At 57.6% G+C, this 23327-nt stretch carries 20 protein-coding genes; 14 read left to right on the top strand and 6 right to left on the bottom strand.

Going from position 1 to position 23327, the window contains the following annotated elements; genetic code table 11:
• Positions 1-99 precede the first annotated feature (99 nt).
• Together ispE and lolB are read right to left on the bottom strand one after the other, a co-directional pair.
• Positions 100-969, bottom strand: a complete 870-nt coding sequence (ispE, locus tag AAIR21_RS23185) for a 4-(cytidine 5'-diphospho)-2-C-methyl-D-erythritol kinase (protein ID WP_040017712.1) — start codon at positions 967-969, stop codon at positions 100-102.
• Positions 966-1577 (bottom strand): lipoprotein insertase outer membrane protein LolB, encoded by a 612-nt coding sequence (lolB, locus tag AAIR21_RS23180; protein WP_020882344.1) that lies wholly within the window; start codon positions 1575-1577, stop codon positions 966-968. Before lolB ends, ispE begins: the two co-directional genes overlap by 4 nt.
• A 201-nt stretch (positions 1578-1778) precedes the next feature.
• Here lolB and hemA point away from each other — a divergent pair, with 201 nt between their 5' ends.
• From hemA to kdsA, 6 genes are read left to right on the top strand one after another with little or no spacing between them, the layout of a single operon-like run.
• Positions 1779-3035, top strand: a complete 1257-nt coding sequence (gene hemA, locus AAIR21_RS23175; RefSeq protein WP_014170500.1) for a glutamyl-tRNA reductase — start codon at positions 1779-1781, stop codon at positions 3033-3035.
• A gap of 41 nt (positions 3036-3076) precedes the next feature.
• Complete coding sequence (gene prfA, locus AAIR21_RS23170; RefSeq protein ID WP_020882346.1) at positions 3077-4159, top strand: peptide chain release factor 1; 1083 nt, start codon at positions 3077-3079, stop codon at positions 4157-4159.
• Positions 4159-4989 carry a peptide chain release factor N(5)-glutamine methyltransferase gene (gene prmC / locus AAIR21_RS23165; RefSeq protein ID WP_040017710.1) on the top strand — a complete coding sequence of 277 codons (831 nt, stop codon included), beginning with the start codon at positions 4159-4161 and terminating at the stop codon, positions 4987-4989. Before prfA ends, prmC begins: the two co-directional genes overlap by 1 nt.
• Positions 4986-5378 carry an invasion regulator SirB2 gene (sirB2, locus tag AAIR21_RS23160; protein ID WP_059305521.1) on the top strand — a complete coding sequence of 131 codons (393 nt, stop codon included), beginning with the start codon at positions 4986-4988 and terminating at the stop codon, positions 5376-5378. Before prmC ends, sirB2 begins: the two co-directional genes overlap by 4 nt.
• A 3-nt stretch (positions 5379-5381) precedes the next feature.
• A complete protein-coding gene (gene sirB1, locus AAIR21_RS23155; protein WP_014170496.1) occupies positions 5382-6191 on the top strand; it encodes an invasion regulator SirB1 in 810 nt (269 codons plus the stop codon).
• Between the two features lie 36 nt (positions 6192-6227).
• Positions 6228-7082 (top strand): 3-deoxy-8-phosphooctulonate synthase, encoded by an 855-nt coding sequence (gene kdsA / locus AAIR21_RS23150; protein WP_014170494.1) that lies wholly within the window; start codon positions 6228-6230, stop codon positions 7080-7082.
• 92 nt (positions 7083-7174) lie between these two features.
• On the opposite strand, the gene chaA is transcribed toward kdsA, so the two are convergent.
• Entirely contained in the window at positions 7175-8269 is a 1095-nt protein-coding gene (chaA, locus tag AAIR21_RS23145) for a sodium-potassium/proton antiporter ChaA (protein ID WP_020882349.1), read from the bottom strand.
• A gap of 269 nt (positions 8270-8538) precedes the next feature.
• On the opposite strand from chaA, the gene chaB reads away from it, so the two are divergent.
• Together chaB and AAIR21_RS23135 are read left to right on the top strand one after the other, a co-directional pair.
• The gene (chaB, locus tag AAIR21_RS23140) at positions 8539-8769 is read left to right on the top strand and encodes a putative cation transport regulator ChaB (protein WP_032680829.1); all 231 of its coding nucleotides are present in this window, start codon (positions 8539-8541) and stop codon (positions 8767-8769) included.
• A gap of 177 nt (positions 8770-8946) precedes the next feature.
• Entirely contained in the window at positions 8947-9642 is a 696-nt protein-coding gene (locus tag AAIR21_RS23135) for a gamma-glutamylcyclotransferase (RefSeq protein WP_020882351.1), read from the top strand.
• Positions 9643-9682: 40 nt separating this feature from the next.
• Here the strand turns inward: AAIR21_RS23135 and AAIR21_RS23130 are convergent, their stop codons facing one another.
• From AAIR21_RS23130 to AAIR21_RS23120, 3 genes are all read right to left on the bottom strand, one after another.
• Entirely contained in the window at positions 9683-9922 is a 240-nt protein-coding gene (locus tag AAIR21_RS23130) for a DUF1883 domain-containing protein (protein WP_014170489.1), read from the bottom strand.
• Positions 9923-10133: 211 nt separating this feature from the next.
• Entirely contained in the window at positions 10134-11918 is a 1785-nt protein-coding gene (locus tag AAIR21_RS23125; protein ID WP_183516265.1) for a methyl-accepting chemotaxis protein, read from the bottom strand.
• Between the two features lie 106 nt (positions 11919-12024).
• Complete coding sequence (locus tag AAIR21_RS23120; RefSeq protein WP_020882353.1) at positions 12025-12378, bottom strand: DsrE/DsrF/TusD sulfur relay family protein; 354 nt, start codon at positions 12376-12378, stop codon at positions 12025-12027.
• Between the two features lie 72 nt (positions 12379-12450).
• Between AAIR21_RS23120 and nasR the strand changes: the two genes are divergently transcribed.
• The 6 genes from nasR to AAIR21_RS23090 all read left to right on the top strand — a co-directional run bounded on the left by nasR (position 12451) and on the right by AAIR21_RS23090 (position 23286).
• Positions 12451-13635, top strand: coding sequence for a nitrate regulatory protein NasR (gene nasR, locus AAIR21_RS23115; RefSeq protein ID WP_196087376.1), 1185 nt, complete (start codon positions 12451-12453; stop codon positions 13633-13635).
• 228 nt (positions 13636-13863) lie between these two features.
• Positions 13864-15111, top strand: coding sequence for a CmpA/NrtA family ABC transporter substrate-binding protein (locus AAIR21_RS23110; protein ID WP_183516267.1), 1248 nt, complete (start codon positions 13864-13866; stop codon positions 15109-15111).
• A gap of 2 nt (positions 15112-15113) precedes the next feature.
• Positions 15114-15995, top strand: a complete 882-nt coding sequence (ntrB, locus tag AAIR21_RS23105; RefSeq protein ID WP_025203918.1) for a nitrate ABC transporter permease — start codon at positions 15114-15116, stop codon at positions 15993-15995.
• Between the two features lie 9 nt (positions 15996-16004).
• A complete protein-coding gene (locus tag AAIR21_RS23100) occupies positions 16005-16793 on the top strand; it encodes an ABC transporter ATP-binding protein (RefSeq protein ID WP_014170481.1) in 789 nt (262 codons plus the stop codon).
• A gap of 11 nt (positions 16794-16804) precedes the next feature.
• On the top strand, positions 16805-20791 hold the full coding sequence (gene nirB, locus AAIR21_RS23095; RefSeq protein WP_183516648.1) for a nitrite reductase large subunit NirB: 3987 nt from the start codon (positions 16805-16807) through the stop codon (positions 20789-20791).
• Positions 20788-23286: a nitrate reductase gene (locus AAIR21_RS23090; RefSeq protein WP_183516268.1), complete on the top strand. Its 2499-nt coding sequence runs from the start codon at positions 20788-20790 to the stop codon at positions 23284-23286. Before nirB ends, AAIR21_RS23090 begins: the two co-directional genes overlap by 4 nt.
• The last annotated feature ends 41 nt before the right edge of the window (positions 23287-23327 follow it).

Genomic DNA, 23327 nt, shown 5'->3' with positions numbered 1-23327 from the left:
GGTGGATAGCGTTCGCCGCAAACTGTGCGGGCCAGGCGAAATGCTATCCAGGCGGTGTATTAAAGAGCGCGATGCAACGTCTGGAACAGGGTGACGTTGTCACCGAAACTCAGTCTGCGCCAGAATGGCTTGCTGTAGGGGGGAGGTGTTCATCCCACGTGCTACAAAACCATGCAGCCAAACCGGCGCTTGCTCAAGCACCTGACGAGCGGCGGATTCGGTGTCAAATTCAGCAAAGACACAGGCCCCTGTGCCAGTCAGGCGCGACGGCGCGTATTCTAACAGCCAGGAAAGCACCGCATCAACCTCGCGAAAACGTTTTCTTGCGATAACCTCGCAATCGTTGCTGAATTCACAATTTAATAACGTTTCTATTGACCGCACCGGGGTATTCCGTGGCAGGTCAGGATCGTTGAAGATGACCGGGGTCGGAATGCTGACGCCCGGGTGGGCCACCAGGTACCATTTTTCCGGCGGCTCGACCGGGGAAAGTATTTCGCCCACCCCTTCAGCAAACGCCGCATGACCGCGCACGAAAACCGGGACGTCCGCCCCCAGCGTTAAGCCTAACGCTGCCAGCTCATCCTGAGATAATCCGCACCCCCAGAGGTGATTCAGGGCAACTAACACGGTGGCGGCATTTGATGAGCCACCGCCCAGTCCACCGCCCATCGGCAGACGCTTCTCAATACGGATATCCGCGCCGCTTCCTGCCGGCAGGCGACCGGTGTCCGACGCCACTTTCATCAGCAGACGTGCAGCGCGCACGATCAGGTTATCTTCATGCGCCACGCCATCAACCGGCGTCAGCAGGCAAACCTCGCCGTCCTGACGCGGGCCAATCGCGATCGTATCGCCGTAATCAAGGAACTGAAACAGCGTCTGCAGGGTATGGTATCCGTCAGCACGCTGTCCGGTGATGTATAAAAACAGATTCAGTTTTGCCGGAGAAGGCCAGTGGGTCATCATTTAACGATCCAGTTGTCCATTTTTAGCTTGATCCGCTGGCTGCCCTGGGTCAGTTCCATATTGGATGGCAGGGAAGGCCTGGTGTTGCTGTCATAGGCACTGTACACCACTTTCCAGGTTTTGCCGTTCTGGGTGTAGTTCACCTGGCTCAGACGATACTGGTCGTCAAGCTGGTAGTCGGTCGCGTCACCCGGCAGGCCCAGGATCCACTGGCGCAGGCTGTTCAGCGGAATAGGCATTCCGGTCAGCTTGCCGATCATCTCTTCGGCGTCGGTGGCGGTATAGTGCTTGCCTTTGTTATCGGTGATCTGCGCTTCACCCGGTTTGGCAATAAGCTCCAGTTCGGTGCTGCCCAGCGGATTTAACAGCAGCAGGCGATAGTTGTCCTGCCCGGTTTGCTGCCAGAAGAAACGCGCATACACTTTTTGTTCATCAGAGAGATAAGCGAAGGCACCACGGGTCTGGTACTGGCTCAAATTGCGGACGTCCTGCTGGTGCTGACGCCACTGCGGTGAATCAGGGCTTTTGCCCGGGCCTTTAGGTTGGGTGACGGTACATGCGGTCAGAACCAGTGCCGCCAGGGGCAGCAGGCGAATCAGTCGGGTCATAATGAGGACAAATCCTTGAGATACGTTGCAGTTATAACTGTTAATGCTAGCGTCGAAGGGTGCCACCGTCTACGTTCAAATTATCTCAAAGCATTGTATAAGCTATTACTCCGAAAGGGGGCAGTCTCTTTTATTGATCTCGCGCATCCTGTATGATGCGTTCTGCTAACCTTATTAACGCTGGTACTACTCCCGCTCAACATGACCCTATTAGCACTCGGTATTAACCACAAAACAGCCCCGGTTTCGCTGCGAGAACGCGTAACGTTTTCGCCGGATACGCTTGACCTGGCGCTGGACAGCCTGCTTGCACAGCCGATGGTGCAGGGTGGCGTGGTGCTCTCGACGTGCAACCGTACTGAACTCTACCTAAGCGTTGAAGAGCAGGACAACCTGCATGAAGCGCTGATCCGCTGGTTATGTGATTACCACAACCTCAACGAAGAAGAGCTGCGTAATAGCCTCTACTGGCATCAGGATAACGATGCAGTCAGCCATCTGATGCGTGTGGCCAGCGGCCTGGACTCGCTGGTGCTCGGCGAGCCACAAATTCTCGGTCAGGTGAAAAAGGCGTTTGCCGATTCGCAAAAAGGGCATCTGAAAGCTAGTGAACTGGAGCGTATGTTCCAGAAGTCATTCTCCGTGGCGAAGCGTGTGCGAACCGAAACCGACATTGGTGCCAGTGCGGTTTCTGTTGCTTTCGCGGCCTGTACCCTGGCCCGTCAAATCTTTGAATCCCTGTCGACCGTCACTGTGATGCTGGTCGGGGCGGGCGAAACCATCGAACTTGTGGCGCGCCATCTGCGCGAACACAAAGTTAAAAAGATGATTATCGCTAACCGTACCCGCGAACGTGCACAGGTGCTGGCGGACGAGGTGGGTGCCGAGGTGGTTGCGCTGAGCGACATCGATGAGCGCCTGAAAGAGGCAGATATTATCATCAGCTCTACCGCCAGCCCGCTGCCGATTATCGGTAAAGGGATGGTCGAGCGAGCCCTGAAATCCCGCCGTAATCAGCCGATGCTGCTGGTGGATATTGCCGTCCCGCGCGATGTCGAACCGGAAGTCGGTAAACTGGCGAACGCCTACCTTTACAGCGTAGACGACCTGCAAAGCATCATTTCGCATAACCTTGCCCAGCGTAAAGCGGCGGCGGTTCAGGCGGAAACCATTGTAGAGCAGGAAACAAGTGAGTTTATGGCCTGGCTGCGCGCGCAAAGCGTCAGCGAGACTATCCGTGAGTACCGCGGTCAGGCGGAGCAGGTGCGTGATGACCTGACCGCCAAAGCGCTGGCCGCCCTTCAGCAGGGCGGCGACGCAGAAGCCATTATGCAGGATCTGGCCTGGAAACTGACCAACCGCCTGATCCATGCACCAACCAAATCTCTTCAGCAGGCCGCCCGTGACGGGGATGATGAACGCCTGACTATTCTGCGCAACAGCCTCGGGCTGGAATAGCGCCCTATACCCATTTTCTATTACAAGGTGCATTTACGCCTATGAAGCCTTCTATCGTCGCTAAACTGGAAGCTCTGCACGAGCGCCATGAAGAAGTACAGGCGCTGCTCGGCGATGCCGGGACCATTGCTGACCAGGAACGTTTTCGCGCGCTCTCGCGTGAATACGCGCAGTTGAGTGATGTATCAAAATGCTTTACCGACTGGCGACAGGTCCAGGAAGATATTGAAACCGCGCAGATGATGCTCGACGACCCTGAAATGCGCGAGATGGCGCAGGAAGAGTTGCTGGACGCAAAAGCGCGTGCTGAAGAGATGGAGCAACAGTTGCAGGTGCTTCTGCTGCCAAAAGATCCGGACGATGAGCGTAACGCCTTTGTCGAAGTCCGCGCCGGGACCGGCGGTGACGAAGCGGCACTGTTTGCCGGCGATCTGTTCCGTATGTACAGCCGCTACGCCGAAGCGCGTCGCTGGCGCGTTGAGATCATGAGCGCCAACGACGGTGAACATGGCGGCTACAAAGAGGTTATCGCTAAAATCAGCGGTGACGGCGTGTACGGTCGTCTGAAGTTTGAATCCGGCGGTCATCGCGTGCAGCGCGTACCTGCCACCGAATCTCAGGGGCGAATTCACACTTCTGCCTGTACGGTTGCGGTGATGCCAGAGCTGCCTGAAGCAGAATTGCCGGACATCAACCCGGCGGACCTGCGTATCGATACCTTCCGCTCCTCCGGGGCAGGGGGTCAGCACGTTAACACCACCGATTCCGCTATCCGTATTACCCACCTGCCAACCGGCATCGTGGTGGAGTGCCAGGACGAACGTTCACAGCACAAGAACAAAGCCAAAGCCTTATCCGTGCTGGGCGCGCGTATCCACGCGGCTGAAATGGCAAAACGTCAACAGGCGGAAGCCTCCACGCGTCGTAACCTGCTGGGCAGCGGCGATCGCAGCGACCGTAACCGTACCTATAACTTCCCGCAGGGCCGTGTTACCGACCACCGCATCAACCTGACCCTGTACCGTCTGGACGAAGTGATGGAAGGAAAGCTGGATATGCTGATTGAGCCTATCGTGCAGGAATACCAGGCCGACCAGCTGGCAGCACTGTCCGAGCAGGAATAATGGAGTTTCAGCACTGGTTACGGCAGGCCGCCAGTGAGCTTTCCGCGAGCGAAAGCCCTAAACGTGACGCCGAAATTTTGCTTGAGTTTGTGACGGGGAAAGCCCGCACTTACCTGCTGGCTTTCGGCGAGACTCAGCTCAGCGCTGAGCAGGAAGCGCAGCTCGCTACGCTGCTTGCCCGACGCAAAACCGGTGAGCCGGTGGCGCATCTGGTCGGGGAGCGTGAGTTCTGGTCACTGCCGTTGTACGTCTCCCCAGCGACCCTGATCCCACGTCCGGACACCGAGTGTCTGGTGGAGCAGGCGCTGTCGCGTTTACCCGCACAAGCCTGCCGAATTCTTGATCTTGGAACCGGCACTGGCGCAATTGCCCTGGCGCTGGCCAGCGAGCGTCCGGACTGCGAGGTGACGGCGGTTGACGTGATGCCCGATGCGGTAGCGCTGGCGCAGCGTAACGTGGCGCGTCTGGGCTTCCCGAACGTCACCGTTCTGCAAAGCAGCTGGTTTAGCGCGCTGGATAACCGCACGTTCGGGATGATTGTCAGCAACCCTCCCTATATCGACGAGCATGACCCGCACCTGACGCAAGGGGACGTGCGTTTTGAACCGCTGACGGCGCTGGTCGCTGCCAACGAAGGGCTGGCGGATATTGTGCATATTGTGACAACGTCACGACAGCATTTGCACCCCGGCGGCTGGCTGCTGGTCGAGCACGGCTGGACGCAAGGGGACGCGGTGCGTGACGTGTTCATCGCTGCAGGTTATCGTGCGGTGGAAACCTGTCGCGACTATGGCGGCAACGACCGTCTGACGCTGGGACAATGGGCATGAGTCTGTTTACCGTGCTGATCACGGCCCACCTGATAGCCGTTGCCCTGACCATCAGCTTTTTCATCGTCCGTTACGGGTGGCGTTACAGCAATAATCCGCTGATTGACGCCCGCTGGGTGCGTATTGCGCCGCACTGTATTGACACGGTGCTGTTTCTCTCAGGGGCCGGATTAATGTGGAAGACCGGCTATCTGCCATTTACTGATAAAGGCGCATGGCTGACTGAAAAGCTGTTTGGCGTTATCATCTACATCGTTTTGGGTTTTATCGCGCTTGGGCGTCGTCGTCCGCGCAGCCAGCAGGCCGGTTTTATCGCCTTTCTGCTGGGGCTGGTGGTGCTGTACATCATCATTAAACTCGCCACCACAAGAATACCGTTACTGGGGTAAGTCATGAGGTCCTTAGCCGATTTCGAATTTAATAAAGTGCCGCTTTGCGATGGCATGATCCTGATTTCGGAGATGATCCGCGACGATTTTACGTCGCAGTACGTCTACGAAGAGCTGGAGAATCTGGTCAGCCTGGCGCGTGAAGAGATCAATCAGGCGCGCCCGCAGGACTGGCAATTAGAGAAGCTGCTTGAGCTTTTCTACGGCGAATGGGGTTTCTGCGACACGCGTGGCGTGTATCGTCTGTCTGACGCACTATGGCTGGATCAGGTCTTGAAAAATCGTCAGGGCAGCGCGGTTGCGCTGGGTTCCATTTTGCTGTGGGTCGCGCATCGTCTGGATATTCCACTGGTGCCGGTCATTTTCCCGACGCAGATGATCCTGCGAGCGGAGTGGCTGGACGGTGAGATGTGGCTCATCAATCCGTTTAACGGCGATACGCTGGATGAGCATACGCTGGACGTCTGGTTAAAAGGCAATATCAGCCCGGTTGCCGAGCTCTTTAATGAAGATCTCGACGAGGCGGATAACGCCGAGGTGATCCGTAAACTGCTGGATACGCTGAAATCTGCGCTGATGGAAGAGCGTCAGATGGAGCTGGCATTACGTGCCAGTGAAGTGCTGCTGCAGTTTAATCCGGAAGATCCGTACGAAATCCGCGATCGCGGGCTGATTTATGCCCAGCTTGATTGCGAGCATGTGGCGCTGAACGATCTGAATTATTTCGTTGAGCAATGCCCGGAAGACCCTATTAGCGAAATGATTCGTGCGCAGATCAACGCGATCTCGCACAAACAAATTACACTGCATTAATCTTAATTCCGATTCACACCTGAATAAGGCGATCCTATGAAACAAAAAGTGGTTAGCATTGGTGATATCAACGTGGCAAACGACCTGCCGTTCGTGCTGTTTGGCGGTATGAACGTGCTGGAATCCCGTGATCTCGCGATGCGTATCTGCGAGCACTACGTGACCGTGACCCAGAAACTGGGTATCCCGTACGTGTTTAAGGCCTCTTTTGACAAAGCCAACCGTTCCTCCATTCACTCTTACCGTGGCCCGGGCCTGGAAGAGGGGATGAAAATTTTCCAGGAACTGAAACAGACCTTTGGCGTGAAAGTGATCACCGACGTGCACGAAGCTTCTCAGGCGCAGCCTGTTGCGGACGTTGTCGACGTTATCCAGCTGCCAGCGTTCCTGGCACGTCAGACGGACCTGGTGGAAGCGATGGCGAAAACCGGCGCGGTCATCAACGTGAAGAAACCTCAGTTCGTGAGCCCTGGCCAGATGGGTAACATCGTCGATAAATTTATCGAAGGCGGCAACGACAAAGTGATCCTGTGTGACCGTGGCGCAAACTTCGGTTACGACAACCTGGTCGTTGATATGCTCGGCTTCAGCGTGATGAAGAACGTGTCCAACCAGTCTCCGGTCATCTTCGATGTGACCCATGCGCTGCAGTGCCGCGACCCGTTTGGTGCAGCTTCTGGCGGCCGCCGTGCGCAGGTCACCGAGCTGGCGCGCGCCGGTATGGCGACTGGCCTGGCCGGTCTGTTCATTGAAGCGCACCCGGACCCGGACAACGCGAAGTGCGATGGCCCATCCGCATTGCCGCTGGCTAAACTGGAGCCGTTCCTGAAACAGATCAAAGCGATTGACGATCTGGTGAAGAGTTTCGACGAGCTGGATACCAGCCACTAGTAAAAAAACCCGCTTCGGCGGGTTTTTTTTGGTTATTCCTCTTCCGATAGAAGAGATGTCGGGTGTGGCCTCAGAGCCTCACCGAACAACGCTTAGGCAAATATCGTCATCAGATAGGCCACAAACAGCGCCATGTGCGCCGCGCCGTTCAGCACGTTGGTGCGCCCGGTCGAGAAGGATATCTGACACAGCAGCAGTGAAGCCACCATCACAATCATCTCTGGCGCACCCAGCGCAAACTGCAGCTCGTTACCGGTCATAAAGGCAATCAGCGTCACCACCGGCACGGTGAGTGAGATTGTCGCCAGGACCGAGCCAAAGAACAGATTCATTGCGCGTTGCACCTGATTGTTCAGCACCGCCCTCAACGCCCCCAGACCCTCAGGCGACAGGATAAGCAGCGCCACCAGGAAACCGGTAAACGCGACCGGGGCATTCAGCTCGGTTAACAGCGTCTCCAGCGGGTTGGCGTTCATTTTGGTCACGGCGATAACCGCAATCAGATGTACGATCAGCCAAACCGTATGCCACGCGCTGCTGTGAGCCGATGGCTTACCGTGATGCGGGTCGTCGCCGTCATCTTCATGTTCATAGACGAACAGGCTCTGGTGCGTTTTGGTCTGAATCAGCAGGAACACGCCGTACATGGCTGCGGAAATCAGCGCAACCAGCAGCGCCTGACCGGTTGAGAAGTTGGCCCCCGGCAATGCCATCGGGAAGACCAGCACAATAATTGCCAGCGGGAAAAGGGCAATCAGATACTGTTTTATGCCGAACAGATTCATGTACTGGGTCGCAAATTTGCGGCCGCCCAGTAACAGTGAAAAGCCCACCAGACCACCTGTCACAATCATAATGATGGAGTAGAGGGTGTCACGCATCAGGGTCGGTGCGGCGTCACCGGTCGCCATCAGCGCGGAAATCAGGCTGACTTCGAGGATAACCACCGAAAGGCTGAGAATTAACGAGCCGTAAGGCTCACCCAGGCGGTGGGCTAATACGTCCGCATGGCGAACAACGCTAAAGGCGCTGGTTAAGATACCCACCAGAGCAAGAATATTGATACCAACTACCACTGGCAGTGACTGACTGCTTCCCCAGAAGAGCAGCACAGCCAGTGCCAGGACCGGGAAAATGAGTGATGTCTCCTTGTGGCGGGTCTTCACCGCCTCGTGTGCTGCTGTCATGTGCTTCTCCATCAATGCAGGTGCTTGTAATTATAGATAGAATTTTCGGTCATTAAATTAACAGATCTCTGTTAAATACCCTTGATTTTTTACTCAATTTTACTGTTTGTAATGTTTTGGCTGTGTGGTGTCGATAATATGGTGTGTTCTATAATTAATCCTTTAATAACATAATATTAAAATTATCATTTACGCATAATTCTTAATTTACTGGCACCATGCCGTATCGTCGTCCACACTTACCTCTTTAACCAAAAGAGGGGTTAGCGATGCCATATAAAACGAAACGCGAATTACCAGACAGCGTGCAACACGTATTGCCCGCGCACGCGCAGGATATCTACAAAGAGGCCTTTAACAGCGCCTGGGATCAATACAAAGATAAAGAAGATCGACGTGATGATGCCAGCCGTGAAGAGACCGCGCACAAAGTCGCCTGGGCCGCAGTAAAACATGAATATGAGAAAGGAGACGACGATAAATGGCATAAAAAGAAATAGCCGTGAAATCATTCGCTGCCTTCGTTTTGACTTTTCAGGCGGTTGAACTTCCGTTGTATTGCAACTGGCCCGTGAATTGCTTATCGTTACTCAACTGCTGGCAAAATGACCAGCACACAATGCCGGGAAGGCGGATTACAGATGTCGCAAGGAAGCATGCAGTGGCGGAGGTGGAAAGTGTTAACGCGTGATTTCTTAATGAAGGCAGATTGTAAGACGGCATTTGGTGCTATTGAGGAATCGCTTCTCTGGTCAGCTGAACAACGTGCGGCGTCGCTCGCTGCCACGCTGGCGTGCCGCCCGGATGATGGCCCGGTATGGATTTTTGGCTACGGTTCGCTGATGTGGAACCCGGCTCTCGAATTTGTCGAATCGGCAACAGGTACACTTCCTGGCTGGCATCGCGCATTTTGTTTGCGCCTGACGGCCGGTCGAGGTAGCGCGTGTCAGCCTGGACGCATGCTTGCACTAAAAGAAGGCGGACGCACCACGGGGGTGGCCTACCGTCTGCCGGATGCAACGCTGGAAGACGAATTGACGCTGCTGTGGAAGCGCGAGATGATCACCGGCTGCTATATGCCGAGCTGGTGCAAGCTGGAACTCGATGACGGACGTACCGTTAACGCGCTGGTGTTTATTATGGATCCGCGCCATCCGCTGTATGAAGCGGATACCCGCACGCAGGTTATTGCCCCGTTGATCGCTGCCGCCAGTGGACCGCTGGGCACCAACGCGCAGTATCTCTTTTCGCTCGACCAGGAGCTGACGCGCCTCGGCATGAAGGACGATTGTCTGAATGAGCTGGTGGTGAAAGTGAAAGCGCTGCTGGAAGGGAACCCGCTGAATAATACGCTGCGTCCCGGTTTTGCCTGAGAATGCGCCCGGCTGCGTGAGCTGACCGGGCGTTTGTCTCTTATGCAGCAACGTAGCTTACGGAATGCTCCAGTGACTGGCTATGGCTGTCAATCAGGACATCCCACGTGCCGGTGTACGGCACGGTAAGCCATGCCTTGTCATCCTGCACGGTCAGGATATCCGCCTGCGAGTGTTGTTGTGCTTTCGAACTCATCAAATGAATGCGGCAGCGCTCAGAACACCGCACCACGACCGTATCCCCGCCAAACAATTTCAAACTTGTTTTTACCAGTGCCATTTTTTACCCCGTAGTCTTAAACAACGCTCTCCCTGCTGCCATATCCGAGCGTGATATTGTTCACAATTCACTCATGGCATAACACCAAAGGGGGAGGGTGAGGATGCTGACTTTGATCAAAAAATGGCGTAACGATTAAACAAAAATGACAAAATCCCTGAAAATTTACTCTGGCGCGCGTTTTGCCCGGTGAACGCGCGCCACCCTAACATTAAATGCGGAAATGCCCGGCAGTTTCAGCAAGGTCGCCCGCCTGGCTCTGCAGCGCGCCGGCTGCAGCGGCAGATTGCACCACCAGTTCGGCGTTCTGCTGAACCATTCTGTCCAGATGGGTCACCGCATGGTTAATCTCCTGGATGCCTTTCATCTGCTCGCTGGTGGCGATGGAGATTTCACGCATGATGCCCGACACGCTACCGATGCTGGAGCGGATTTCGTTCATGCTTTCCCCGGCCAGATGAACGTAGCGGGAGCCGGTGGCCACGCTGTTGGTGGTGGAATCGATAAGCGTTTTAATCTCTTTCGCCGCCTGCGCGCTGCGGCTGGCCAGATTACGCACCTCGCCGGCCACCACGGCAAACCCACGGCCTTGCTCTCCGGCGCGTGCGGCTTCCACCGAGGCGTTCAGCGCCAGGATATTGGTCTGGAAGGCAATCCCGTCAATCACGCTGGTGATGTCGCCAATCTTCGCGGAAGCCACTTCAATGGACTGCATGGTGCTGATGGCCTGAGATACCACCTCGCCGCCGCGAGCCGCCGCCGCAGAGGCCTTACTCGCCTGGTCATTGGCTTCAGCCGCAGACTCGTTCGACTGGGTTACCGACGCGGTGATCTCTTCCACGGCGCTGGCCGTTTCGCGAAGGCTGGAGGCGGCCTGCTCGGTACGCCCTGAGAGGTCCTGGTTACCTGCCGCAATTTCCCGCGCGGCGTTTTTCACCGATGCGCTGGCATCCCGCAGTTGTACCATCACCACCGAGAGCTTGTCGCTGAAGGCGTTAAACGCCTGCGCTATCTGCGCCACTTCGTCATCGCCGCTGTCCGGCAGGCGTTGCGACAGATCGTTAGTGCCGTTCGCAATGTTATGCATCGCATCGCGAATGTCAGACAGGCGCTTCAGCAGACGCGCAATCAGGAAGTGAACAATGGCGCCGCTGAGTAAGGCCAGGATCACCAGCGAGATGGCCGAGGCTTTCAGCAGCGAGCGCATTCCGGAGGTGGCATCGCCTGTGTCCAGGGCAACAACCAGCATCCAGTTCGTACCCGGCACGGCGGTTGCCACGAAGGTTTTTTCGGCGCCATTGAAGGTCCCGTTTACCGGGTTTCCGCTTTTCAGCGCCGCAAAGTCGATGCCTTTGAGGGTTTCGGCGAACGGTTTAAGCGTCAGGGCAGGGTCGCTGGCGGCAATGACGGTGCCATCGCTATTCAGCAGCAGCCCGCTGCTTGCCGGGGTTGGGTGGATCCCGCGCACGTTAGCTACCACGCTGTCCATCGCCACATCGCCAGCCACCACGGCTTTCAGGGTACCGTTTTCTTTCACCGGCACGGCAAACGTCACCACCAGTTTTCCGCTACCGGCGTCAACATATGGCGCGGTCACGACCGGGCTATCCTGGTTTACGACCTGCTGATACCAGGGACGGATCGTGGGGTCATAATCCGCCGGTACGCCCGCTGGTTCAGAGAATTTCGCCGTTTTGCTGGCATAGCCAACGTATACGTTAGTGAACCCACCCGCCTGGGCAAGCTGTTTAAAGACCGGAACCGGATCGTCACTGAGCGCAACGGTTTGTGCGGAGGCGATAACCGTCATTTTGCTCTTCACCCAGTCCGCAATCGCCATGTTATGGCTGGCGCTGGTGCTGGTCAGGATGTCGCGCTGTGACTGCTGGTTATCCTGGCGTGTGACCTGAAAATTGATGACAGTATTAAGAAGAAGGGCGACGACCAGACAACCTGTCGTCGCGACAATGATGCGTGCACGAATGGATCTGAACATAAGTGAAATACCTGCTGTGTTGTTTCCATGCCTATCGGCAACCCTGCAGGTAAACTTGATGCTGAAACCGCGTCCATAAGAAAATAATATTTTTACGGGTTTATTATTAAAAAGTTAATACTTTATCGGCGCGCAGAGTCCACTCGGCCAGTTCAACGAGCGTGCCGATTTCCACACCTTCAATCAGCGGTAATCCGGTGATGCCGCGCCCGTCGGTGCAGGTCTTGCACAGTTTGACCGGAACGTTTTGCGCGGTCAGGATCTCCAGCATCTGCTGGATGTTGTAACCTTCTGCCGGTTTTTGTCCCTTCAGCCCGGCGGTGACCGCATCCGACATTAAAAAGAGCCGTAACTCCAGTTCACTCTCTTTATCACGTAGCGCGATCGCCAGACGCAGGCTGTTAAAAAGGGATTCGCTGCCGTAAGCCGCACCGTTGGCGACGATAACAATCTTTTGCATGTTGACTCCTGTTCTTTTAAAGGCACGAATATTGCTTAGCTATCCAGGGTTTCGCTGTCCGGGAGAGTAAGCATGACATTTATGGCTGGCATTTCGCCAGGTGCGACCGAATGGCTCCAGCGTGCAAGGTCGATGCGCCGGGAGCAACTGAGCAGGCTGGCACAGCTTGGCGTGCTGGTTAACGCCATCAGTCTGCTGGTGCATATGCTGCAGTGCGAGCGTGGAGCCTCTAACGTCTGGCTCTGCTCACAGGGTAAGCTGTACGCTGCCGAATGCAAAGCGAGCCGGGCGCTGGTGAATGAAAACCTCACTGCGCTTTATGACGTTCTGGATAATCACTCCCCGTTCCAGGGCAGCGGCGTGTGCGAACGTATAGCCGCCGCGCTGCTCAGTCTGGATAACCTGTCAGCCCTTCGTGACGGCGTTATTCAGCAAACCATCACGGCCCCGCAGGCGATGGATCACTATTGTCGCATCCTGCGTCATCTGCTCAGTATCGTACCGCAGCTTAATGACAGCATTGACGATCCGCAAATCGCAGGCCGTTTTGTCGCGCTTTATAGCCTGATGCAAGGTAAAGAGCTGGCGGGACAAGAGCGGGCGCTGGGCGCGATTGGCTTCACGCAGGGCTATTTTGACGATGGCATCCGTCAGCGGCTGGTGGACCGGATTGACGGACAGCAGGCCTGCTTCGAGATTTTCATGACCCACAGCACGGCGGATGTGCAAACCACCTTTTCCCAGAATTGCCAGCCTGACCGTGAGACGGAACAACTGAGGCGCGTGGCCTGTACCCGCCAGCCAGCCGCTGACAATGGCCATACCGCACTGGCCTGGTTTGCTCTGCAAACGGCACGCCTTGAGCATCTGCGCACCCTGGAGGAGATGGTTATCGCCGATCTGATGATCGCGGTGGACGAACGTATCCATCGACAGGAGGACTACACGCTCCCGGCTGACGAGCTGGACGACCCGCTGGCCTCTTACCCCGATAAGCCCTTGTTAACCCTGGTTCGCCAGCAGGCGCGCGAGATAGAACAGCTTTCCCGTCAGCTTGCGTCACTGCGCGATACGCTCGAAGAGCGCAAAACCATCGATAAAGCGAAAAGCGTACTGATGACCCATCAAAAGATGAGTGAGGAACAGGCATGGACGGCGCTGCGTAAAATGGCGATGGACAAAAACCAGCGCATGGTGGATATCGCCCGTGCGCTGCTCACCGTGAAGAGCTTGTGGCAGGTAACCCCTAAGGAGTAGCTGCACAATCAGTGGGCATTTAGTGCCTGATTGAGGTGCGCGGTCGTGGAGAAATCCCGGTAAACGCCCGGAAAACAGGGCAGTAAAACCTGGCATTCCCTTTGCATTATCTGATTAACCATTTTTGACGGTGTGCCAACGGCGGTGCATCTGTCTTCGGGATAAAGGCGTCCAGCGGTGCTTTGGCACGGGTGGGCGCTTTTTTTTGTCTTTTTTTCAGGAGTGGTCATGGCGGATTTGTCGAGACGGCGGTTTTTACAGGCCAGCATGCTGGCGAGCGGCGCCATGTTGTTACCGGGCATCATGCAGGCCGCGTGGGCGGCAGGCTCGGATAAACCGGAGCAGGAGACGGTGCGCATCGGGTTTATACCGTTAACCGACTGCGCGCCGGTGGTTATCGCGGCGCTGAAGGGGTTTGATAAAAAATATGGCATCACCATCGTGCCAACCAAAGAGGCAAGCTGGGCAGCCGTGCGCGATAAGCTGGTGGCTGGCGAACTGGACGCCGCCCACATTCTTTACGGCCTGCTGTACGGGCTGGAGCTGGGGCTTGCCGGTAAGCCACAGCAGATGGCAAACCTGATGACCCTGAACCAGAACGGTCAGGCCATCACGCTCTCCAGCGATCTGGCCGAGAAGGGCGTTCGCGATCTCGACGGGCTGAAAACGCTGATTGGGCAGCAGGCACCCGGCACTTATACCTTCGCACACACCTTCCCGACCGGTACGCATGCGATGTGGTTGTACTACTGGCTGGCCAGCGCGGGCATTAATCCGTTCGATGACGTCCGGACCGTGGTTGTGCCGCCGCCGCAAATGGTGATGAACATGCGGATTGGCAACATGGTCGGCTTTTGCGTTGGTGAGCCGTGGAATGCACGCGCCATTAACGACCGCATCGGGTTTACCGCCGCAACGTCCCAGTCGATCTGGGCCGATCATCCGGAAAAAATTCTTGGCACACGTCGCGACTGGGTGGAGAAAAACCCGAACACCGCGCGGGCGCTGGTGAGTGCGGTACTGGAAGCCGCACGCTGGATCGATGCATCACCAGACAACAAACGTGAGACCGCCCAAATCCTCGCTCGCCGGGCGTGGCTGAACACCAAAGAGCAATATCTCACCGGACGGATGCTGGGAGAGTACGACAACGGGCTTGGCCAGCGCTGGCAGGATGCGCATCCGATCCGTTTCTTCAACGAGGGAGCCGTCAGCTATCCGTACCTCTCCGACGGGATGTGGTTTTTAACCCAGTTCCGCCGCTGGGGCTTGCTCAAATCGGCGCCGGATTATGCCGCCATCGCGCAGCGCATTAACCAGACCTCGGTCTGGCAGGATGCCGCCACGGCGGTGGGAGGCATATCCACCCCGTCATCACCGTATCGCAGCAGCACCCTGATGGACGGTACCGTCTGGAACGGTACCGATCCGGACGGTTACGCCAACCGCTTCGCTATTCACCGTAAAGGGGCCTGATTATGCAGCATCTGCACAGCACGAAATCGAAAGACGAGACGCCGGCGAGCGGGGAAGTGATTACCCTCCCTCCGGTACAGGTTCGCCGCCGCGCACCGACGTTCACGCGACGGATGAATGACCTTCTGCAGCGCGTGATCCCGGCGCTGCTGGGGCTCGGGTTACTGGGGTTGCTCTGGCAGCTGGCCGCGATCAACAGCAAAGGGTTCCCGACGCCGCTCAGCACGCTGGATTCCGCATTAACGCTCTTCGCTGACCCGTTTTACCGCGACGGGCCAAACGATATGGGTATCGGCTGGAACGTGCTCGCTTCGCTGCAGCGCGTGGCGGTGGGCTTTGGTCTGGCGGCGCTCGCGGGGATCCCGCTCGGTTTCCTGATCGGTCGCTTCACCTTTTGCTCGCGCATGTTCAGCCCGTTGATTGCACTGTTACGCCCGGTCAGTCCTTTAGCCTGGCTGCCTATCGGCCTGCTGCTGTTCCAGAAAGCGGAGCCCGCCTCCAGCTGGACCATTTTTATCTGCTCAATATGGCCAATGGTGATTAACACCGCCGAAGGGGTACGTCGTATTCCGCAGGATTACCTTAACGTTGCCCGCGTGCTGCAGCTCTCCGAGTGGACCATCATGCGGCGGATCCTCTTCCCGGCCGTGCTGCCCGCGGTGCTGACCGGGGTTCGCCTCTCTATTGGCATCGCCTGGCTGGTCATTGTCGCCGCCGAGATGCTCACCGGTGGGCTGGGGATCGGCTTCTGGATCTGGAATGAGTGGAACAACCTCAACGTCGAAAACATTCTCATCGCCATCGTCATCATTGGCGTGGTCGGGTTGCTGCTGGAGCAGGGGCTGATGCTGATCGCCCGTCGCTTTAGCTGGCAGGAAAAATAAGGAGCGAAGATGAAACCATTAATTCAGGTCCAGGCCGTGAGCCAGCGTTTTTCTACCGCCAGCGGCGAGTTTCTGGCGCTGCAGAACGTCTCTTTTGATATTCACGAAGGCGAAACCGTGAGCCTGATTGGCCACTCCGGGTGCGGCAAATCGACGTTGCTCAACCTGATTGCCGGGATCACCCTGCCGACCGAAGGTGGGCTGATTTGCGATAACCGCGAAATCGCCGGGCCAGGACCAGAGCGTGCGGTGGTGTTTCAGAACCATTCTCTGCTGCCGTGGCTCACCTGCTTCGACAACGTTGCGCTGGCGGTGGATCAGGTCTTTCGCCGCACCATGAGCAAGGCGGAGCGCAAGGAGTGGATTGAACACAACCTCGATCGCGTCCAGATGGGGCATGCCCTGCATAAACGGCCTTCGGAAATCTCCGGCGGCATGAAACAGCGCGTTGGCATTGCCCGTGCGCTGGCGATGAAGCCTAAGGTCCTGCTGATGGATGAACCGTTTGGCGCGCTGGATGCGCTCACGCGCGCGCATCTGCAGGACTCGGTGATGCAAATCCAGCAGGCGCTGAACACCACCATCGTGCTTATCACCCACGATGTGGACGAGGCCGTGCTGCTTTCTGACCGGGTGCTGATGATGACTAACGGCCCGGCGGCCACCGTCGGCGAGGTGCTGCACGTTGACCTGCCTCGCCCGCGCAATCGGGTTCAGCTGGCGGACGATAGCCGCTATCACCATATGCGTCAGCAGATCCTCCATTTCCTCTATGAAAAACAGCCTAAAGCGGCGTAACGGAGGCGATGATGCGACTGATCGTTATCGGTAATGGGATGGCCGCAACACGGCTGATTGCCTCGCTGACCGAGCGTGCGCCCGGTCGCTTCACGATCACCGTGTTTGGCGAGGAGTCGGAATACGCTTACAACCGCATCATGCTCTCGCCGGTACTGGGCGGGGAAAAACAGGCGCAGCAGATCCGCCTGCAGGATGACGCCTGGTATCACGCACGGGGTGTGACGGTACGACGGGGCGAAAAGGTCCTCTCCGTGGATGTTGAGAAACGCGAGGTCCATACCACAGCAACCACGCTGGCCTGGGACGAACTGGTCTTTGCCACCGGGTCGACGCCTTTTGTACCCCCCATTCCTGGCGGTGACGCTCCGCATGTCTTCACCTTTCGTACGCTGGCCGATATCCGCGCGATTCAGGAGAACCCGGGGCCAGCTGTAGTGCTGGGCGGTGGGGTGCTCGGCGTCGAGGTCGCTGCGGCACTGGCCCGGTCTTGTGACAACGTCACGCTGGTGCATCGTGGTGCCTGGCTGATGGAACAGCAGCTCGATCGCCAGGCAGGCGTTTTGCTTGAAGAGGCGCTGGCGGAGCGCGGCGTTCGCTGCGAACTGTCATCGGGAATGACCGCCATTGCGGCGGATGCCGTGACGTTACACAACGGACGCAAGATTAACGCCTCTCGCGTGGTGCTGGCGACCGGCGTGCAGCCCAATGTCGCACTGGCAAAAGGCAGCGGCATTCACTGTGTCCGCGGCATTGTGGTTAACCACCAGATGCAGACCTCAGTCCCGGCGATCAGCGCCATTGGTGAGTGCTGTGAAATCGACGGCCAGACGTTCGGCCTGGTTGCACCTTGCCTGGCGCAGGCGGATATCCTCGCCGCCCGGCTGGCTGGGGAGGCTAGCACGCCATTTGCCCTGACCGACAGCGGCATGCGCCTCAAAGTACCCGGTGTGGAGCTGTTCAGCGCCGGGCGAGTAGAGGTTCTGCCAGACGATGTGGTCTGGAGCGCCTGGGATCCGCTGACCCGTCACTATCGCCGTTTGTTACTGCATCGCGGTGCGCTTGCGGGCGTGCTGCTGATGGGGGATTGCCGCAACGCGGCAACATTCACCGATTTACTGGCAACGGCTGCACCCGCCCACGCGGACTGGCTGTTCAATCGATTCACTACGCAACCGCAGGTTGCAGGACAAAACGCTATGACAAAACCTACGCTGGCGGTGGTTGGACACGGTATGGTCGGCCATCATTTTCTCGAAGACTGTGTGAAGCGCAATTTGCACCGGCAGTACCAGATTATCGTTTTTGGCGAAGAGCGCTATGCCGCCTACGATCGTGTGCATTTGTCAGAATATTTTGGCGGACGAAGCGCAGAATCGCTCTCGCTGGTGGATGGTGATTTCTTTGCTGAACACGGCATTGAGCTTCGCCTCTCGCAGCAAATTGTGAGTATCGATCGCGACGCACACGTCGTGCGTACCGCCAGTGGGCATGAAACCCACTGGGACAAACTGGTGCTGGCGACCGGCTCGTACCCGTTTGTGCCTCCGGTACCGGGCAGCACGCTGCCAGGCTGCTTTGTTTACCGTACGCTGGACGACCTGGATAACATCGCCGCGCAGGCAAAGCAATCCCGTCGCGGGGTGGTCATTGGCGGTGGCCTGCTGGGACTGGAAGCCGCGAATGCCCTGAAACAGCTGGGCCTGGAAACGCATGTCGTGGAGTTTGCGCCACACCTGATGGCGGTACAACTCGATAACGACGGCGCGGCCATGCTGCGCAAAAAAATCGAAGCGCTTGGCGTGGGCGTTCACACCAGCAAAGCCACCACCGACATCGTCTCTGCGAACGGCGGGCTGGTGATGCGCTTTGCGGACGGTGAACAGCTGGAAACTGACATCGTGGTCTTCTCTGCAGGTATTCGCCCGCAGGATGCACTGGGGCGCAGCAGTGGCCTGGTGACCGGAGAGCGCGGCGGGATTTGCATTGATAACCAGTGCCAGACTTCCGATAAAGACGTGTTCGCTATCGGCGAATGTGCACTGTGGGAGGGTAAAATTTTTGGCCTGGTCGCCCCGGGTTATCAGATGGCGCGGGTGGCATCGGCCACGCTGGCGGGAGAGGCGAGCGCCTTTACCGGGGCTGACATGAGCACCAAACTGAAGCTGATGGGGGTAGATGTGGCCTCGTTTGGCGATGCCCATGGAAGAACACCCGGCGCGCTAAGCTATCAATGGACGCATGGTCCGCAGCAAATCTATAAAAAGATCGTGGTCAGTGAGGACAATAAAACCCTGTTGGGCGGCGTACTGGTGGGGGATGCCAGCGAATATGCGACCCTGGTGCAGATGATGCTCAACGGCATAGCGTTGCCCAAAGAGCCTGAAACGCTGATTTTACCTTCCTTCGCCGGGAGCGCGCCAAAAGCCCTCGGCGTGGCAGCACTGCCTGACAGTGCGCAGATCTGCTCCTGCCATAACGTCAGCAAAGGTGATATCTGTCAGGCGGTAAGTGCCGGTGCCGCGGATATTGGAGCCATAAAACAGTGCACCAAAGCCGCGACCGGTTGCGGAGGATGCAGTGCGCTGGTGAAACAGGTGATGGAGTACCAGCTTGCGGAGCAGGGCGTGGAGGTGAAAAAGGACATCTGCGAACACTTCCCGTGGTCGCGTCAGGAAATCTATCACCTGGTGCGCGTCAATCATATTCGTACCTTCGACCAGCTTATCAGCCGTTACGGGCAGGGGCACGGTTGCGAAATCTGTAAACCGCTGGTGGGGTCAGTGCTCGCCTCCTGCTGGAATGAGTACCTGCTGAAACCGGCACATCTGCCGCTGCAGGACACCAACGACCGTTACTTTGCCAATATTCAGAAAGACGGGACGTACTCCATCGTGCCCCGGATGCCTGCAGGAGAAGTGTCGGCCGACGGCTTGATAGCTATCGGCCAGATCGCCAAACGCTACCAGCTGTACAGCAAAATCACGGGCGGGCAGCGTATCGACCTCTTTGGCGCCACGCTCGACCAGCTGCCGGCGATCTGGCAGGCGCTGGTGGAGGCCGGATTTGAGACCGGTCACGCATACGGTAAATCCCTGCGCACGGTGAAATCCTGCGTCGGGTCGACCTGGTGCCGCTATGGCGTGCAAGATTCCACGCGTCTCGCGGTCACGCTTGAGCACCGCTATAAAGGCTTACGCGCGCCGCACAAAATTAAAATGGCCGTGTCCGGTTGTACCCGTGAATGTGCGGAGGCTCAGAGCAAGGACGTGGGCGTCATTGCGACCGACAAAGGCTGGAACCTTTATCTCTGCGGTAACGGCGGCATGAAACCGCGCCATGCGGATCTCTTTGCCAGCGATCTGGATGACGAGACGCTGATCCGCACCGTCGACCGTTTCCTGATGTTCTACATCCGCACGGCGGATCGCCTGCAGCGTACCAGTACGTGGATGGACAATCTGGAAGGGGGGATCGATTACCTGCGCGAGGTGATTCTTCACGACAGCCTGGGCATTGCGCACGAGCTGGAACAGGAGATGGTTCGCGTGGTGGAAACCTACCAGTGTGAATGGCAGACCACGCTTAACGATCCGAGCCGTCTGGCGCTGTTCCGTACCGAAGTGAACCGTCAGCCGGTGGAGGAGAATAAACGCTGGCAAGCGGTCTGCGCTATCGATGAGATCCCTGAGCAGGCGGGGATCGGCGCCCGGCTGGGGCGAAAACCGATTGCGCTTTTCCGCTTTGGTCAATCTGTCTATGCCCTCGACGACCTCGAGCCGGGCAGCACAGCAAACGTGCTTTCACGCGGTATTCTCGGCGATGCTGCCGGCGAGCCGGTGGTTATCTCTCCGCTCTATAAGCAGCGTATCCGTCTGCGCGACGGCTGTCAGGTCGATAACGGGGAACCTGCGGTGCGCGCCTGGCCGGTGAAAATAGAAAACGGTCAGGTGTGGGTCGGGAACGACGCGCAAATCTTGCGTGCGGAGGCGTCATGAATGAAACCCGAACGACGTGCCCCTACTGCGGGGTGGGCTGCGGCGTGATCGCAACGGTAGAGGGCGAGAAGGTCACCGTGCGCGGAGATGAACGCCATCCCGCTAGTTTTGGACGCCTGTGCGTTAAAGGCTCGGCATTAGGCGAAACGACCGGTCTGCAGGGGCGACTGCTGCACCCGGTGGTCGACGGGCAGGAGGTGGAATGGTCCCGGGCGCTGGCGGCGGCAGGTGAACGGCTGCAGACCATCATCGACACCTGGGGACCACAGGCGGTGGCGTTTTACGCCTCCGGCCAGCTGTTGACTGAGGACTATTACGCCGCCAATAAGCTGATGAAAGGGTTTATCGGTGCGGCAAACATAGATACCAACTCGCGGCTCTGTATGTCGTCCGCGGTGGCAGGCTACAAGCGCGCGTTTGGTGAAGATGTGGTGCCGTGCAGCTATGAGGATGTGGAAAACAGCGATCTGGTGGTGCTGGTCGGGTCAAATGCGGCATGGACCCATCCGGTGCTGTATCAGCGGCTGGTACAGGCGCGCCAGAACAATCCTGCGATGAAAGTTGTGGTTATCGACCCACGCAAAACGGCCACCTGCGATATTGCTGACCTGCATCTGGCGCTTACGCCCGGCAGTGACGCCGGGCTGTTTGTCGGTTTACTCAATCTGATTCAGGGAACCGACGCGTGGCCCATCGCCCGAGTGGCTGAGTTTTGTGGCCTCTCAACCGAGGACGTGGGGACCTTCTACGACTGGTTTGTGACTGCGCCGCGGGCCATCACGCTCTACACCATGGGCATTAATCAGTCCTCAAGCGGCAGCGACAAGTGTAATGCCATCATCAACGTTCATCTGGCCAGCGGAAAATTCGCCCGTCAGGGTTGCGGACCGTTTTCGCTGACCGGACAGCCTAACGCGATGGGGGGGCGGGAGGTGGGTGGGCTGGCGAACCAGCTTGCCGCTCACATGAATTTCGAGCCGGAGTCTCTTTCGCGGGTGGCGCGTTTTTGGGGTACAGAAAGACTGGCCCAGACGCCGGGCCTGATGGCGGTGGAGTTGTTTGATGCGATCGCCCGCGGCGAAGTGAAAGCGGTGTGGATCATGGGCACCAATCCTGCCGTCTCGCTGCCGGACAGCCACGCGGTGTGCCAGGCGCTGGAACATTGCCCGCTGGTGATTGTCTCCGAGGTGATGCAGGAGACCGACACCAGCCGCTATGCCCATATCCGCTTCCCGGTACAGGCGTGGGGGGAGAAAGACGGTACGGTAACCAATTCCGAGCGGCGTATTTCGCGCCAGCGCGCCTTTCTGCCGGCGCCAGGCGAGACCAAACCGGACTGGTGGGTCATCGCCCGGGTGGCACAGGCGCTGGGCTATGGTGAAGCCTTCGCCTGGGAACATCCGCAGCAAATTTTTTGTGAGCATGCAGCGCTCTCGGCCTTTGAAAATGACGGTGCGCGGGCGTTTAACCTTCATGAACTGACGTCACTTAGCCGTGAGGAATGGGACCGGCTTGAGCCTTATCAGTGGCCAGCGGGGGCCTTTGCGCGCCGGGAAATTGTGCCGGTAGAGCCTCAGCCACACGGTGCGGCAATAAACGCACTATACCCGCTGATTCTCAATACCGGACGTATCCGCGATCAGTGGCACACCATGACCCGGACGGGATACGTCCCGAAACTGATGCAGCATAGTGCTGAGCCGTGTGTTGAGATCGGCGCCGCCGATGCCATGCGCTTCTCACTGTACGACGGACAGCTGGCGCGCATCAGTTCTCCGCGTGGGGTGATGCTGGCAAGAGTGCGTATCACTGACGGGCTGCGAGAAGGTGAGCTGTTTGTGCCAATGCACTGGAATGCCCAGTTTGCCCGCCAGGGGAAGGTGAATGCGCTGGTGGAAGGGCGCTGTGACCCGCTGTCCGGTCAGCCCGAGAGTAAACAGACGGCCGTCAGGATTATGCCCTGGCAGCCGGGCTGGCAGGGTGAGCTTTATGCCCGTGAACTGCCGGAGCTTCCACCCTCTGTCTGCTGGTGGCGTAAAGTCTCACGTCTGACGGTGGCGGGGGATAAGCCGTTGCTGGCGTGGGTTATGCAGTACGCCAGTGAACGGGGCTGGCAGCTGCAGGTCGCGCAGACCAGCGAGCGCAGCAGCGTGCTGGCCTGGCATGACGGACAACTGATGCTCGGGTTCTGGGAAGGCACTGCGTTACCGACACTGGCGCACGCGGTAATTGAAGCCGCGTTTCGTTCACCTCCCGTGACGCTTGCTGAGCGCCACGCGTTGTTGAATGGACAGGGGACCGGGGACAGTGTCGATCCGGGCCGGATCATCTGCAGCTGTTTCAGCGTGGGGGAAAACGTCATACGCGAGGCGATTGGGGGAGGGTGTGATTCCGTCGCGGCGCTGGGTGCCAGGCTGCGCTGCGGAACGAACTGCGGCTCCTGTGTGCCTGAACTAAAAACAATGTTTCAGGATATTCCGGAAAATTCCTCTTAAGGCTGCAAAACGTGAGGAATAACGGTAAGGTACCCGGTGTT

This window comes from Enterobacter sp. PTB, from assembly GCF_051130085.1.
In the GTDB taxonomy this organism is placed as follows: Bacteria; Pseudomonadota; Gammaproteobacteria; order Enterobacterales; family Enterobacteriaceae; genus Enterobacter; species Enterobacter ludwigii.
This window is presented reverse-complemented; position numbering and strand designations above follow the sequence as displayed.